The 13,804-nt window shown below is 66.0% G+C and carries 11 protein-coding genes and 1 pseudogene; 5 read left to right on the top strand and 7 right to left on the bottom strand.

Going from position 1 to position 13,804, the window contains the following annotated elements:
* Window positions 1-387: 387 nt before the first annotated feature.
* Genes ACX12F_RS10155 through ACX12F_RS10145 form a run of 3 tightly spaced genes read left to right on the top strand, consistent with a single transcriptional unit; the run spans window position 388 to window position 1,873 of the window.
* Window positions 388-714 (top strand): ArsR/SmtB family transcription factor, encoded by a 327-nt coding sequence (locus ACX12F_RS10155; protein WP_459369443.1) that lies wholly within the window; start codon window positions 388-390, stop codon window positions 712-714.
* Complete coding sequence (locus ACX12F_RS10150; RefSeq protein ID WP_459369442.1) at window positions 701-1,228, top strand: SRPBCC family protein; 528 nt, start codon at window positions 701-703, stop codon at window positions 1,226-1,228. The genes ACX12F_RS10155 and ACX12F_RS10150 overlap by 14 nt, the downstream gene beginning before the upstream one ends.
* A gap of 9 nt (window positions 1,229-1,237) precedes the next feature.
* Window positions 1,238-1,873 (top strand): flavodoxin family protein, encoded by a 636-nt coding sequence (locus ACX12F_RS10145; RefSeq protein WP_459369441.1) that lies wholly within the window; start codon window positions 1,238-1,240, stop codon window positions 1,871-1,873.
* On the opposite strand, the gene ACX12F_RS10140 is transcribed toward ACX12F_RS10145, so the two are convergent.
* The 4 genes from ACX12F_RS10140 to ACX12F_RS10125 all read right to left on the bottom strand — a co-directional run bounded on the left by ACX12F_RS10140 (window position 1,857) and on the right by ACX12F_RS10125 (window position 4,930).
* Entirely contained in the window at window positions 1,857-3,230 is a 1,374-nt protein-coding gene (locus tag ACX12F_RS10140) for an FAD-containing oxidoreductase (RefSeq protein ID WP_459369440.1), read from the bottom strand. The genes ACX12F_RS10145 and ACX12F_RS10140 overlap by 17 nt on opposite strands.
* Entirely contained in the window at window positions 3,220-3,720 is a 501-nt protein-coding gene (locus ACX12F_RS10135) for a DUF4126 family protein (protein ID WP_459369439.1), read from the bottom strand. The genes ACX12F_RS10140 and ACX12F_RS10135 overlap by 11 nt, the downstream gene beginning before the upstream one ends.
* Before the next feature lie 62 nt (window positions 3,721-3,782).
* The gene (hisG, locus tag ACX12F_RS10130) at window positions 3,783-4,628 is read right to left on the bottom strand and encodes an ATP phosphoribosyltransferase (RefSeq protein WP_459370299.1); all 846 of its coding nucleotides are present in this window, start codon (window positions 4,626-4,628) and stop codon (window positions 3,783-3,785) included.
* A 20-nt stretch (window positions 4,629-4,648) separates the two neighbouring features.
* Window positions 4,649-4,930 (bottom strand): phosphoribosyl-ATP diphosphatase, encoded by a 282-nt coding sequence (locus ACX12F_RS10125; RefSeq protein WP_043401046.1) that lies wholly within the window; start codon window positions 4,928-4,930, stop codon window positions 4,649-4,651.
* Between the two features lie 162 nt (window positions 4,931-5,092).
* On the opposite strand from ACX12F_RS10125, the pseudogene ACX12F_RS10120 reads away from it, so the two are divergent.
* Window positions 5,093-6,498, top strand: a pseudogene (locus ACX12F_RS10120) (HNH endonuclease signature motif containing protein).
* Window positions 6,499-6,659: 161 nt separating this feature from the next.
* Here the strand turns inward: ACX12F_RS10120 and ACX12F_RS10115 are convergent.
* The 3 genes from ACX12F_RS10115 to metH all read right to left on the bottom strand — a co-directional run bounded on the left by ACX12F_RS10115 (window position 6,660) and on the right by metH (window position 12,644).
* On the bottom strand, window positions 6,660-8,114 hold the full coding sequence (locus tag ACX12F_RS10115) for a sugar porter family MFS transporter (RefSeq protein WP_459369438.1): 1,455 nt from the start codon (window positions 8,112-8,114) through the stop codon (window positions 6,660-6,662).
* 78 nt (window positions 8,115-8,192) lie between these two features.
* Entirely contained in the window at window positions 8,193-8,855 is a 663-nt protein-coding gene (locus ACX12F_RS10110) for an HAD family hydrolase (RefSeq protein WP_459369437.1), read from the bottom strand.
* A 6-nt stretch (window positions 8,856-8,861) separates the two neighbouring features.
* Window positions 8,862-12,644, bottom strand: a complete 3,783-nt coding sequence (gene metH, locus ACX12F_RS10105) for a methionine synthase (protein WP_459369436.1) — start codon at window positions 12,642-12,644, stop codon at window positions 8,862-8,864.
* Between the two features lie 258 nt (window positions 12,645-12,902).
* On the opposite strand from metH, the gene ACX12F_RS10100 reads away from it, so the two are divergent.
* Window positions 12,903-13,781: a PAC2 family protein gene (locus ACX12F_RS10100; protein ID WP_459369435.1), complete on the top strand. Its 879-nt coding sequence runs from the start codon at window positions 12,903-12,905 to the stop codon at window positions 13,779-13,781.
* Window positions 13,782-13,804 lie beyond the last annotated feature (23 nt).

The raw sequence follows: 13,804 nt of genomic DNA, 5'->3' as shown, positions 1-13,804 counted from the left end.
GTTGTCCGCTAGCTGGGTTCGCGAAAACCTCCGCAACCGACTCGATTGTTCCAATGTTGTGACTTTCTGCCCTATTCGTAGCTGAGTTCGTACCAGCGCGATTCGGCAGCGGTCGTTTGCCCGTCAATGCTGCCGGCTTGGGAGCCGAACCCACACGCTGGTGGCTGCCGGCAGTAGCACGACCACGGCGCGTGCCCGAGTTCGGCTCTTGTGCCACTTTTGAGCCATAGACCGCACAAGTGGCTGCCATCTCCCCCGACTGTTGTCGAGAGACGCTGCCATGGCCGATCAATCGACGCTCGCCATTGGCGGTGTAGTCCTCGCTTGAGCCGAAGGGTCACGAATATTCATTTGCATCTATATAGATGTGTGGGCATACTTGCCCGCATGGACGTCTTCGAAGCGGTCGCCGAACCGAACCGGCGCGCCCTGCTCGACGCACTCGCCGAAGGTGAGCGCACGGCAGGCGAACTCGTCGCCACCCTCCCCGGCCTCACCCAGCCGACGGTTTCCCGTCACCTCCGGGTGTTGCGCGAGGTGGGACTGGTCGAGGTGCGGCCCGACGCCCAACGACGTATCTACGCGCTGCGAGCCGACGGCCTCGTCGCGATGGATCAGTGGATCGAACGCTACCGCCGCTACTGGACCAACCATCTGGATGCCCTTGAGCGTCATCTGGATTCGACATTCAAGGAGGAACATGACAGCCCATGAACTCGAGGGCGTCGTCACCGTCGACGGCGACCGCGCGACGCTGACATTCGAACGTCGCCTGCGCCATCCCGTCGAGCGGGTATGGGCCGCGATCACCGAGCCCGCACATCGCGACATCTGGATGGGCAAGACCGTCATCGACGGCCGCGAGGGCGGCTCGATCGAAACGGTCGCCTCCGGACCGCCCGTGCCGCCGGAGATGAAGCGCATGACGGGCCGCATCCTCGTCTGGGATCCGCCGCACGTGTTCGAGCACGAATGGCACCAGCAGATCGTCGAACCCGGCGTCGTCCGTTACGAACTCACCGCCGACGGCACCGGCACGCTGCTCCGGATGACCCATCGCGGCCTCGGGGTGCCCAATGCCAACGGATTCCGGCCCGGCACGCAGGCCTTCCTCGACCGGTTGCAGGCACTACTCGATGGCACGCCACTCCCCGGCTGGCTGGAGCGATATGCGGAGATCGCCGGACACAGCCCGCTCGAAGCCCCGCCCGCAACCCCGAGCGCTTAGGAGAAGATGATGTCGGACAATGCTTTTCATGCTACCCCGTCTGTGGTGATCGTCTACCAGTCTGGATTCGGACACACCGCGGTTCTGGCCGAGGCAGTCGCGACCGGAGCCCGGGCCGCGGGCGCGGCCGTCACCCCCATCCGATTGGGCGATCTCACTGACGACGACTGGCAGACCCTCGACGCGGCCGACGCGATCATCTTCGGCACCGCCACCTACATGGGCAATGTGTCGGCCGGGTTCCAGATGTTCGCCGAGCAGACGGGCCGGCGCTGCCAGCAGGGCACCTGGGGCGACAAGGTCGCGGCAGGCTTCACCAACTCGGGTTCCAAGAGTGGCGACAAGCTCAATTCGCTTGTTTCGTTGGCGATTTTCGCCGCACAGCATCACATGCACTGGGTGAACCTGGGCCTGGGCCCCGGGTGGAATCACTCCGCCGCCAGTGAGAGTGACCTCAACCGGTTGGGTTTCTGGTTGGGTGCCGCGGCAGCAACGGACGTCGACGCGAACCCCGACCAAGTGCACCCCGCGGACGTCACGACCTGCGAGCACCTGGGCCGGCGGGTCGCCGACGTCACCCGACAACTGGTCGCCGGACGCGCTGCGGCGCAGGCTATTACGGAGGCCGTTACCGCAGGGGCCTGAGCCCCTCGAGCATGGTGGGCACCAGTTCGGCGACCGTCGGGTGAATGTGCACTGTGTGCGTCATGGTGGTGTATGGAGCTTTCGCGGCCATCAGGTCGAGGATGCAGTGCACCACCTCGTCGCCGCCGACGCCGAGGATGGACGCGCCGAGAATCTGATTGGTCTCGGCGTCGACCACGACCTTCATGAAGCCCTGGGTCTCCCCTTTTTCGACCGCCCGGCCGACACGAGTCATCGGACGCTTACCCACCAACGCTTTTCGTCCTGACGCCCGCACCTGGGCCTCGGTCATGCCGGCCCGGCCCAGCGGCGGATCGATGTACAGCGCGTAGGTGGGGATGCGGTCGCTGACCCGGCGCGGTTCATTGTCGAGCAGATTCGCCGCGACGATCTCGAAGTCGTTGTACGACGTGTGGGTGAACGCGCCCTTGCCGTTGCAGTCCCCCATGGCCCAGATGTGGTCGGCGGTGGTTCGCAGCTCATCGTCGACGGTGACGTATCCCCTGGAGTCCATTGCCACTCCGGCCTTCTCGAGGCCCAGATCGTCGGTGTTGGGTATCCGGCCGACAGCGACCAGCAGGTGCGATCCCGACACGATGGCCCTACCGGTGCTGACCGCGACGCCGTCGCCGTCGCGCGATACCCGGATGTCGTCGGCGTCCAGGTGAATGGTGATGCCCTCACGTTCGAGGATGTCTTTGATGGCGGCGCAGACGTCGTCGTCTTCGCGGGAGGCCAGCCGCGGTCCGCGTTCGACCACCGTGACCTCGGCACCGAACCGGCGGAACATCTGCGCGAATTCGAGACCGATGTAGCTTCCGCCGATGATCACGAGATGCTCTGGCACGGTGTCGAGTTCGAGGATGCCAACGTTGGTGAGGTAGTCGACGTCGGCGAGGCCGGGGATGTCGGGAACGGTCGCCCGGCCTCCGGTGTTGAGGAAGATCCTCTTGCCGGTGATCAGTTGGTCACCGACCTGGAGTGTGTGCGGGTCGACGAACCGCGCGTGCCCGCGCAGCAGCGTGCAGCCGTCCAGCCCCTCGAGCCAGCTTTCGACTCCGTCCCGGTCGGCAGTGACGATCCCGTCCTTGCGGTCCTTGACTTTTGCCATGTCGACCGTGACTTCGCCCGTGCCGATGCCGTATTCGGCACCGCGGCGGGCTAGGTGTGCGGCGTAGGCACTGGCGACGAGCGTCTTGGTCGGGATACAGCCGTAGTTCACGCAGGTGCCGCCGACGAGCTTTCGCTCTACAACGGCGACGGTCTGGCCGGCTTCGCTGAGCCGGCCGGCCAGCGGCGGACCTGCCTGCCCTGCGCCGACGATGATGGCGTCGAATGCCGTGGCCTCAGGCGACATACGGACCGATCGCACTCAGCACGACGGCTGCTACCGCGAAACCGCCGGCAACGGCGATGACGTCCTCGGCGATCGCCACCGGCAGGTCGCGTCCGCCGTTGCGCGCCACCAGGATTCGGCGAGCGTGAAAACCCGCCATGGTCCCGATGACCGCGCCGATCATTCCGGCCCCCATGCCGATGAACGTGTGGTGCCAGCCGGCGCCGATGACCGCACCGGCGAACGCGCCGGTGAGCAGCCGGGCCCCGAACTGCGATGGCACCGTTCGCGCCGGAGTCTTGGGCAGCTGATCGGTGATGAGTTCGACCACCAGCAGGACCGTCAGCACCGTCACCGTAATCCAGTGACCCACCCATTCGGCCCACGTGCCTACCAACGGCAGCCAACCGAGCTTGGCGCCCCAAGCGACAACGGCAGGTGGAGTTAGCGCCCGAAGGCCCGCAACCACACCGATGAGTAAGGCGAACAGCAGAACCAGCGCTTGCGTCACGTAACCCTCCAGTCGGAAGTGCAGGTTGGGCGAACCTACGGCGACGCTAACACCGGCACCGGTCAGAAGCGACAGAACCGGATATCGGACGCCAGGATCGCCTTGGCCCCGATGGCTGCCAGCTCATCCATGATGGCGTTGACCTGGCGGCGCGGGACCAGAGCGCGCACCGCGACCCAGTCGGCATCCGCCAGCGGTGCAATGGTCGGCGATTCCAGGCCCGGCGTAATGGCCGTCGCCTGCTCCAAAACGCTGCGGGGGCAGTCATAGTCGAGCATCAGGTACTGCTGCCCGAACACGACGCCCTGGATGCGGGCGGCGAGCTGGTCGCGCGCGTGGTCGGGCGCGACGTCGGCACGCTCGATCAGCACTGCCTCCGAATCGCACAGCGATTCGCCGAAGGCCACCAGGTTGTGCAGTGCCAATGTCCGGCCGGAGCCAACGACGTCCGCGATCGCGTCGGCCACGCCGAGCTGGATCGAAATCTCCACCGCGCCGTCGAGGCGGATCACGGTGGCTTCAATCCCCTTGTCGGCCAGGTCTTTACGCACCAGGTTGGGGTAGGCGCTGGCGACGCGCTTGCCGGCCAGGTCGGCGACCGTCCAGTCCCGCCCGGCAGGCGCGGCGTACCGGAACGTCGACGACCCGAAGCCCAGCGCCAGCCGCTCGCTGACGGGAGCCATCGACTCAGCGGCAAGATCGCGGCCGGTGATGCCGAAGTCCAGCTGCCCGGACCCCACGTAGATGGCAATGTCCTTGGGCCGCAGGAAGAAGAACTCGACCTTGTTCACCGGGTCGACGACCGTCAGATCCTTGGGATCGGTGCGACGGCGGTATCCGGCCTCGGAAAGGATGTGGGCGGCCGACTCGCTGAGCGCGCCCTTGTTCGGGACGGCGACGCGGAGCAGGCCGTTGGACGATGCGCCGGTCACAGCTTGCCGTAGACGTCGTCGAGGGTCAGGCCACGCTTGATCATCAATACCTGCGTCCAGTACAGGAGCTGGCTGATTTCGCCGGCCAGCTCGTCGTCGCTCTCGTATTCAGCGGCGATCCACACCTCGCCGGCCTCTTCGATGATCTTCTTGCCCAGATGATGCACCCCGGCGTCCAACGCTGCGACGGTTCCGCTGCCGGCCGGCCGGGTCTGCGCTCGCTCGCTGAGCTCGGCGAATAGCGCATCGAAGGTCTTCACGGGCTGTAATTGTTTCACGCTGACGACTTGCACTGTGCACGTGGCCGCCCGGGGCGTTCCAGCAGCTCGGCGCCCGCACACGGAAAAACTTTGGTCACTTTGTTTGCGCTGGTCACATTAGGTAACTAGGGCCACATTCGTCACAGCGAATTGTCGGTGCATCGAACTAGTGTTCGAAGTATGGATATTGCCAGCAGCCTTGTCGAGGAGGTCTATGCCGACCTCGACGCGGTCCTGGCTCGGGTCGCGTCCCTGGACTACACCGGCCTGGACGTGCGGACATTGCTGGAGTTGCAGTCCCGCCGCGAAACCCTCAAATGCGCCGCCGAAGCGGTCGACCACCAGATCCTCGCCGCCGCCCAGACCCAGGCCACCGCCAAAGACATCGGCGCCAAAGACTGGCCCGAAGTCCTGCATATCCGGCACCGCATCAGCCGCGAGGAAGCCCGCCGCCGGATCCGCGACGCCGACCACCTCGGGCCCCGGTCGGCGATCACCGGCGAACCCCTGGGCCCGGTGTGGGACCTGGTCGCCGCCGCCCAAGCCGACGGCGCCATCAACACCGAGCACATCGCGGTCATCACCGGATTCTTCACCAACGTGCCGCTGTGGCTGGACCCGGCCACATTGGCGCAGTGCGAACGCGACCTGGTCGCCGCAGCCCGCTACAAAACCCCCGAGGACCTGCGCAAGCCGCCGCCGACCTGCTGTACCGGCTCGACCAGGACGGCCCCGAACCCGACGACCACGAACCCGACCCCAAACGCTCCTTCGTCATGGGCAAACAGCAGCCCGATGGGCGCTCGGAAGTCAAGGCCAGCCTCGATCCGGAAGCCCGGGCCTACTGGGAGGCGTTGTTCGAAAAATTGGCCGCCCCCGGGATGTGCAACCCCACCGACCCCGAACCCTGCATCTCCGGCACACCCACCCAAGCCCAAATCGACAACGACACCCGCACCCTGGCACAGCGCCAGCACGACGCGTTCGAAGCGGTGGGCCGGATGATCCTGGCCACCGGGCAATTAGGCGAGCACAACGGCCTGCCCGTCACGGTCGTCGCCACCACGACGGTGCAGGAACTCGAACGCGGCGCCGGAATCGCCGTCACTCATACGGGCAGCCGCCTGCCGGTACGCGATCTGATCCGGATGGCCGGGCAAGGTGCCTACCACTACCTCGCGGTATTCGAACAGCACACCACCATCCCCCTCTATTTAGGTCGGGCCCGGCGCACCGCCACCACCGGGCAGCGGATCATGCTCTTCGCCCGCGACCGCGGCTGCACCAAACCCAATTGCACCGCCCCCGCCTCGCGCTGCCAAGCCCACCACGTCAACACCGACTGGCGCGACGACGGCCCCACCGACATCACCAACCTCACCCTGGCCTGCGGCTGCGACAACCGAGCCGCCCACGCTGGCGGCTGGAGCACCACCATGGGCCCCGACGGAAGAGCCCACTGGACCCCACCACCACTACTCGACGTCGGCCAACCCCGGACGAACGAGTATCACCACCCGACGCTGTATCCGACGGAGGGCGAAGATAGCGATGGTGACGGTGAAACAGACAGTGCGCCGCAGTGATTCGGCGCTCAATGACGCCCGCCCATCCGGTGCCAAGTCGCGCCGTCGATGCCGCACGTCTGTGGACCAAGCCGGCCAAAACAGCGCACTGCGGCGGGGCAAGAGCGACCACATCGGCCGTCTGGTGGAGATTCCATCAGAGCGGCATCCGGATTCTGTCCCTACGTCGCCATCAGCTCGGCGTGCATATCCTCCAGCGCAACGCCCTTGGTCTCTCGCACCCACTTGGCGACGAACACCAGCGACAGGAAGGCACACAGCGCGTAGAAGCCGTAGGCGACGCCCAGCATGCTGCGCAGTTCGGGAAAACTGACGGTGATCAGCCAGTTGGCAACCCACTGGCCGGCTGCGGCCAGACCCAGCGCCGCGGCGCGGATGCGGTTGGGGAACATCTCCCCCAGGAGCACCCACACGACCGGTCCCCAGGACATACCGAACGCCACCACGAACAGGTTGGCGGCGACGAGCGCGATGGGCCCTTCGACGCCGCTCAATTGCGGTACCCCGTTCATCTGCGGGGCGATGCCGAAGATGACCGCCATGGTGGCCAGCGTCAGCGTCATCCCGGCCGAGCCGATGAGCAGCAGCGGTTTGCGGCCGATCTTGTCGATCAGCATGATCGCCACCACGGTCGTCAGGATGTTCACGACCGAGGTGATGACGGTGATGAGGAACGACGAGCCCTCGTCGAAACCGACGGCCTCCCACAGCACATTCGAGTAGTAAAAGATCACGTTGATGCCGACGAACTGTTGGAACACCGACAGCGCCAGACCGACCCAGACGATGCCGTAGAAGCTGAAGAGCCCACCGCCGGGCTTGCACATGTCGCGCCAGGACGGCTTTTGTTCGGCATCGAGCGTCTGCTGGATGCGACCGATGGTGATCTCCAGGTTCTTCGTCCCGAGCAAGGTGGTGAGCACCTTGCGAGCTTCCGGAATCCGGTGCGTGGCAACGAGGTAACGAGGCGACTCGGGAATGGTGAAGGCCAGCAGCCCGTATACGACGGCAGGGATGGCCATCAGGATGAACATCCACCGCCAGGCCTCCAGGCCGAGCCACAATATGTTGCTCGCACCACCGGCCAGGTGCGCCAGCAGTGCGTCGACGGCCAACGACAGGAAGATGCCGCTGACGATGGCCAGCTGCTGAAGGGACCCGAGCCGGCCGCGGATGCTCGTGGGTGACGTTTCGGCGATGTAGGCCGGAGCGATCACCGATGCGATGCCCACACCGAGGCCGCCGATGAGGCGGAACGCGATGAGGATCTCGACGCTGGTGGCGACGCCCGCCCCGATGGCGCTGATCAGAAACAGCAGGGCGGCCAGCTTCATCACGGAAATTCGACCGATCCGGTCGGCGAGCCGGCCGGCCGTCATGGCACCGACAGCCGCACCGAGCAGCGCCGAGGCCACGGCGATACCCAATGACTTGTCGCCGATCGCGAAGTGCTGCTGGATGGACTTCACCGCACCATTGATGACGGCACTGTCATATCCGAAGAGCAGACCACCCAGTGCCGCTACCGACGCGATGCGCACGGCGCTGTGGCCGGAGTCGAACTCCTCGTCGTCGAACATCGCCGAAGTGTCGTCGCCGACCGGGCCATGGGACATCTGACGTCCTTTCGCAGCGCTGCGTGGTGTGCGTCAACAATCGCACAGCAGACCCCGCCTCAGGACCAGAACTGGCAGCTACGAACACATTTCGTGGTAGATGTTCCAGAGGTCGGCGACCTCCAGCCCGGCCAGCGACTCGATATGCCGGCGACGCGGTCCGTCCGGAACCGCGACGTCGTTCGGGACGACGAGCACGACGCATCCGGCAGCGTCCGCGGACTGCGCACCGGTCACCGAATCCTCGATCGCCAGACAGTCCTCCGCCGCAACCCCGAGTAGTTCCGCAGCTCGCAGGTACGGAGCCGGATGGGGCTTCCCGTCGGGCACCTCGTCGCCGCAGACTGTCACCGTGAAGTAGTGACTACCAATGGTTTTCAGTGCCTGCTCGGTCAGCGTGCGGCGGGTGTTGGTCACCAGAGCGAGCGGAATCCGGCTGGCGGCCAACGTTTCCAGCAACTCCTGCGCACCCGGCCGCCAGGGCAGCCCCCGCTCGAACAGCTCACCGGTGTAATCGTGCAGCCAATCCGCCGACTCGGCCATGGATTCCGGAGTCGGGTCCAGGCCGAGATCGTCGTAGACGATGCGCATGACGTTCTCTGCCGAGCCGCCGACCGTCGTCTCCCGCACGGCATCGGTCAACACCCCGCCCTTTCGGGCATAAAAGGCGTGCATCGCGACGTCCCACAGCTTTTCCGAGTCGACGAGCGTGCCGTCCATGTCAAAAAGCACAGCTCGCACGCGAACTCAGTCCTCCGGGTTGTAGCCGAGGTTGGAGCTGAGCCAGCGCTCGGCTTCCTTCAGGGTCCAGCCCTTGCGCCTCGCATAGTCGGCCACCTGATCCTGAGCCAACCGCCCGACGACGAAGTACTGCGACTGCGGATGCGAGAAGTACCAGCCGCTGACGGCGGCGCCGGGCCACATCGCCATCGACTCGGTCAGCTCGATGCCGGTGCGCTCGGTGACGTCCAGCAGGCCGAACAGCGTCGTCTTCTCGGTGTGCTCCGGGCACGCCGGATAGCCGGGTGCCGGGCGGATGCCGACGTACTTCTCCCCGATGAGCGCCTCGTTATCCAGCTGCTCGTCGGGCCGGTATCCCCAGAACTCCTCGCGGACCCGCTGGTGCATCCGTTCGGCGAACGCCTCGGCGAGCCGGTCGGCGAGGGACTCCAGCAGGATGGCGCTGTAGTCGTCGAGGGCAGCCTTGAACTCCATGATCTTCTCTTTGCTGCCCAGCCCTGCAGTGACCGCGAAGGCGCCGACGTAGTCGGCCAGACCGGTGTCCTTCGGCGCGATGAAGTCGCCCAGCGACCTGTTCGGGATCCCGTCACGGTGCTCGCCCTGCTGCCGCAGGTTGTGCAACGTGGTCAGCACCTCGGTGCGGGCCTCATCGGTGTAGACCTCGATGTCGTCGCCGACCGCGTTCGCCGGGAAGAAACCGATCACGCCGTTGGCGCGCAGCCACTTCTCCTTGATCAGGGTGTCGAGCATCTCCTGGGCGTCGTCGTACAGCTTGCGGGCGGCTTCGCCCGACGCCGGGTTGTTGAGGATGTCGGGGAACTTGCCCTTCATTTCCCAGGCGTTGAAGAACGGCTGCCAGTCGATGTACTCGCGCAACTCGGCGAGGTCGTAATCGAGAAACTCCCGAACGCCGACGCCCTGGGCCGGCACCGGCGGCGTGTAGCCGTCCCACTCGATAGGAGTGCGGTTGGCGCGGGCCTTCTCCAGCGTCAGCATCGGCCGCTCGTGCTTCTGAGCGTGCCGTTCGCGCAACGAGGCGTAGTCCTTCTCGGTGGCCTCCATCAGGGCCGGCCGTTGCTTGTCGTCGAGCAGCGCGGCCGCGACCGGCACCGAGCGCGACGCGTCCTTGACCCAGACCACCGGACCGCTGCGGCGCGGCGAAATCTTCACGGCCGTGTGGGCGCGCGAGGTCGTGGCGCCACCGATCAGCAGCGGGATCTCGAGGCCTTCGCGTTCCATCTCGACGGCGAAGTTGACCATCTCGTCCAGCGACGGCGTGATCAGGCCCGACAGCCCGATGATGTCGGCGTTGTGTTCCCTGGCGGCGTCCAGAATCTTCTGGGCCGGCACCATCACACCGAGATCGATGACTTCGAAGTTGTTGCACTGCAAGACAACCCCGACGATGTTCTTGCCGATGTCGTGGACGTCGCCCTTGACGGTCGCCATCACGATGGTGCCGTTGGTGTCCTTGGACGCCTTGCCCTTTCCCGTCGCTTCGCTCGCCCCGGAAGTGCCGTTCTCGGCCTTCTCCGTCTCGATGAACGGCAACAGGTAGGCAACGGCCTTCTTCATCACCCGGGCCGACTTCACGACCTGGGGCAGGAACATCTTGCCCGAGCCGAAGAGATCACCGACGACGTTCATGCCGTCCATCAGCGGGCCCTCGATCACCTCGATGGGCCGCCCTCCCGCGGCGGCGATCTCGGCGCGCAGTTCCTCGGTGTCGGCGTCGACGTGCGCGTCGATGCCCTTGACCAGAGCGTGCGTGATGCGCTCGCGGACCGGCAGAGATCGCCACTCCGCCGCAGCCGCGTCGCTGGGTTCTTCCCCCTTGGTGTTGAACCGTTCGGCGATCTCGAGCAGCCGCTCGGCCGCGTCCTCGCGCCGGTTCAGCACAACGTCCTCGATGCGGTCCCGCAGTTCGGGGTCGATCGAGTCGTACGGCACCAGGGCACCGGCGTTGACGATGCCCATGTCCAGGCCCGCCTTGATGGCGTGGTACAGGAACACCGCGTGGATGGCCTCGCGGACCGGGTTGTTGCCGCGGAACGAGAACGACACGTTCGAGATGCCGCCGGAGATGTGCACCCCGGGTAGGTTCTCCTTGATCCAGGCGCAGGCCTCGATGAAGTCGATGCCGTAGGTCGCGTGCTCCTCGATACCGGTGGCCAGCGCGAAGCAGTTCGGGTCGAAGATGATGTCCTCGGCCGGGAAACCGACCTCTTCGGTCAGGATCCGGTAGGCGCGCCCGCAGATCTCCTTGCGGCGCTCCAGGTTGTCGGCCTGGCCCTGTTCGTCGAAGGCCATCACGACGACGGCGGCGCCGTACTTGCGGCACAGCCGCGCCTCGCGGATGAACTTCTCCTCGCCCTCCTTCATGGAGATCGAGTTGACGATCGGCTTGCCCTGCACGTTCTTCAGGCCGGCCTCGATGACCTCGAACTTCGAGGAGTCGATCATCACCGGGACGCGGCTGATGTCCGGCTCGGCCGCGATCAGCTTGGTGAACCGGTCCATCGCGGCGACGCCGTCGATCATGCCCTCGTCCATGTTGATGTCGATGACCTGCGCACCGACCTCGACCTGCTGCAGCGCGACCGACAGCGCGGTGTCGTAGTCCTCGGCCTTGATGAGGTTGCGGAACCGGGCGGAGCCCGTGATGTTGGTGCGCTCACCGATGTTCACGAACAGCGAATCTTCGGTGATGTTGAGCGGCTCCAGGCCCGAAAGCCGGGTGGCCACCGGGATCTCCGGCAGCTCGCGGGGAGCCTTGCCCTCGACGACCTTGGCGATCTCGGCGATGTGGGGCGGCGCCGTGCCGCAGCACCCGCCGACCAGGTTCACCAGGCCGGCCTCGGCGAACTCCTCGATGTAGCCGGCCTGACGCTTCGGGGACTCGTCGTACTCGCCGAAGGCGTTGGGCAGACCGGCATTCGGATAGCAGGAGACGAAAGTGTCCGCGATGCGCGACATCTCGGCGAGGTACGGCCTCATCTCGGGCGCGCCCAGGGCGCAGTTGAGACCCACCGCGAGCGGCTTCGCGTGCCGGATCGAGTTCCAGAACGCCTCGGTGACCTGGCCGGACAACGTCCGTCCGGACGCGTCGGTGATGGTGCCCGAGATGATCACCGGCCAGCGGCGTCCACGCTCCTCGAACAGCGTCTCGATGGCGAAGATCGCGGCCTTGGCGTTCAGCGTGTCGAAGATGGTCTCGACGATGAGAATGTCGGCGCCACCGTCGACGAGGCCCCTGGCAGCGTCGAAGTAGGCGGCGACCAGCTGGTCATAGGAGACGTTGCGAGCACCCGGATCGTTGACGTCCGGCGAGATCGACGCGGTCCGCGTCGTCGGTCCCAGGGCACCGGCGACATAGCGCGGTTTCTCCGGGGTGCTGAACTCGTCGGCGGCCCGGCGGGCCAGGGCGGCGCCGGCATAGTTGAGCTCGTAGCTGAACTCTTCCATGCCGTAGTCGGCGAGCGAGATCGCGTTCGCGTTGAACGTGTTGGTCTCGAGGATGTCGGCCCCCGCCTCGAGGTACTCGCGGTGGATGCCCTCGATGATGTGCGGCTGCGTCAGGGTGAGCAGGTCGTTGTTGCCGACCAGATCGCTCGGCCAATCCTTGAACCGCTCGCCGCGGTATCCGGCCTCGTCGGGGCGGTCGCGCTGGATCGCCGTGCCCATAGCGCCGTCGATGACCATGATCCGCTGACCCAGCGCAGCCGTCAGCTCGTCGGTGCAGTCCGGGCGAATGTTCGGCACGAAAGTATCAACCGGGGCGGCAGTCACATACGTTCCTTCCAGTACGGAAGGCGTCCTTAACTCTGCCGAGCGTGGCGGACACCGGGACACCGGGATCCGTTGCAACGCCTCTCGACCTGAAAGAGTCTACGTGGTCGGCTGACCCGCGTTAGGACGCCCACGTTGGACAGCATTTTGTCCAGTGCAGTCACATGAACATGGTAGGCGGGCCATCAAACCGGTTTGCCGGCCCGACCCGCCCAGGGGTAGCGCTCGCGGGTGCCGATAAGGGCTTACGCTGGCGTTGTGAGCCCCGCCGATCGGCCCCTGCCCCAGGGCCTTGACCTGCCCGAACTGCACGATGCCGTCGTCGTCGCTGCGTTCGAGGGGTGGAATGACGCCGGTGACGCCGCCAGCGACGCCCTTGAGCACCTGGATGCCATGTGGGAGGCGCGGACCATCGTCGAGATTGACGATGAGAGCTATTACGACTACCAGGTGAATCGCCCGGTGATCCGCCAGGTGGACGGCGTCACGCGCGAGCTGGTGTGGCCGTCGATGAGCATCTCCTACTGTCGCCCGCCGGGCTCGGATCGCGATGTGGTGCTGATGCACGGCGTGGAGCCGAACATGCGGTGGCGCACCTTCTGCGCCGAGCTGCTGGCGATCCTGGACAAGCTCAACGTGCAGACGGTCGTCATCTTGGGCGCGCTGCTCGCCGACACCCCGCACACCCGGCCGGTGCCGGTGTCCGGAGCGGCGTACTCCGCCGACTCGGCGAAGTTCTTCGGGCTGGAAGAGACCCGCTACGAAGGCCCAACCGGCATCGCCGGGGTCTTCCAGGACGCCTGCGTGCAAGCCGGCATCCCGGCCGTCACCTTCTGGGCTGCGGTGCCGCACTACGTGTCGCAGCCCCCGTGCCCCAAAGCCACTGTCGCGCTGTTGCATCGGGTGGAAGACGCTCTCGACGTCGAAGTGCCCCTCGGAGATCTACCGGCACAGGCCGAGGAGTGGGAGCAGTCGGTCACCGAGATGACGGCCGACGACGAAGAGATCGCCGAATACGTGCAGTCCCTCGAGGAACGCGGCGACGCCGAGGTCGACATGTCCGAGGCGCTCGGCAAGATCGACGGCGACGCCCTGGCCGCGGAGTTCGAGCGGTACCTGAAGCGCAGGGGCCGATAGCCCTTCTCCGCGAGCGTGTCTGC

The sequence above is a fragment of the Mycolicibacterium sp. HS_4_1 genome (genome assembly GCF_054515875.1).
This window is presented reverse-complemented; position numbering and strand designations above follow the sequence as displayed.

What these genes read in the sequence shown, in the direction of transcription:
- ACX12F_RS10155 (WP_459369443.1), top strand. Translation starts at nt 388, where the DNA reads ATGGACGTCTTCGAAGCGGTCGCCGAACCGAACCGGCGCGCCCTGCTC.
- ACX12F_RS10150 (WP_459369442.1), top strand. Translation starts at nt 701, where the DNA reads ATGACAGCCCATGAACTCGAGGGCGTCGTCACCGTCGACGGCGACCGC.
- ACX12F_RS10145 (WP_459369441.1), top strand. Translation starts at nt 1,238, where the DNA reads ATGTCGGACAATGCTTTTCATGCTACCCCGTCTGTGGTGATCGTCTAC.
- ACX12F_RS10140 (WP_459369440.1), bottom strand. Translation starts at nt 3,230, where the DNA reads ATGTCGCCTGAGGCCACGGCATTCGACGCCATCATCGTCGGCGCAGGG.
- ACX12F_RS10115 (WP_459369438.1), bottom strand. Translation starts at nt 8,114, where the DNA reads ATGTCCCATGGCCCGGTCGGCGACGACACTTCGGCGATGTTCGACGAC.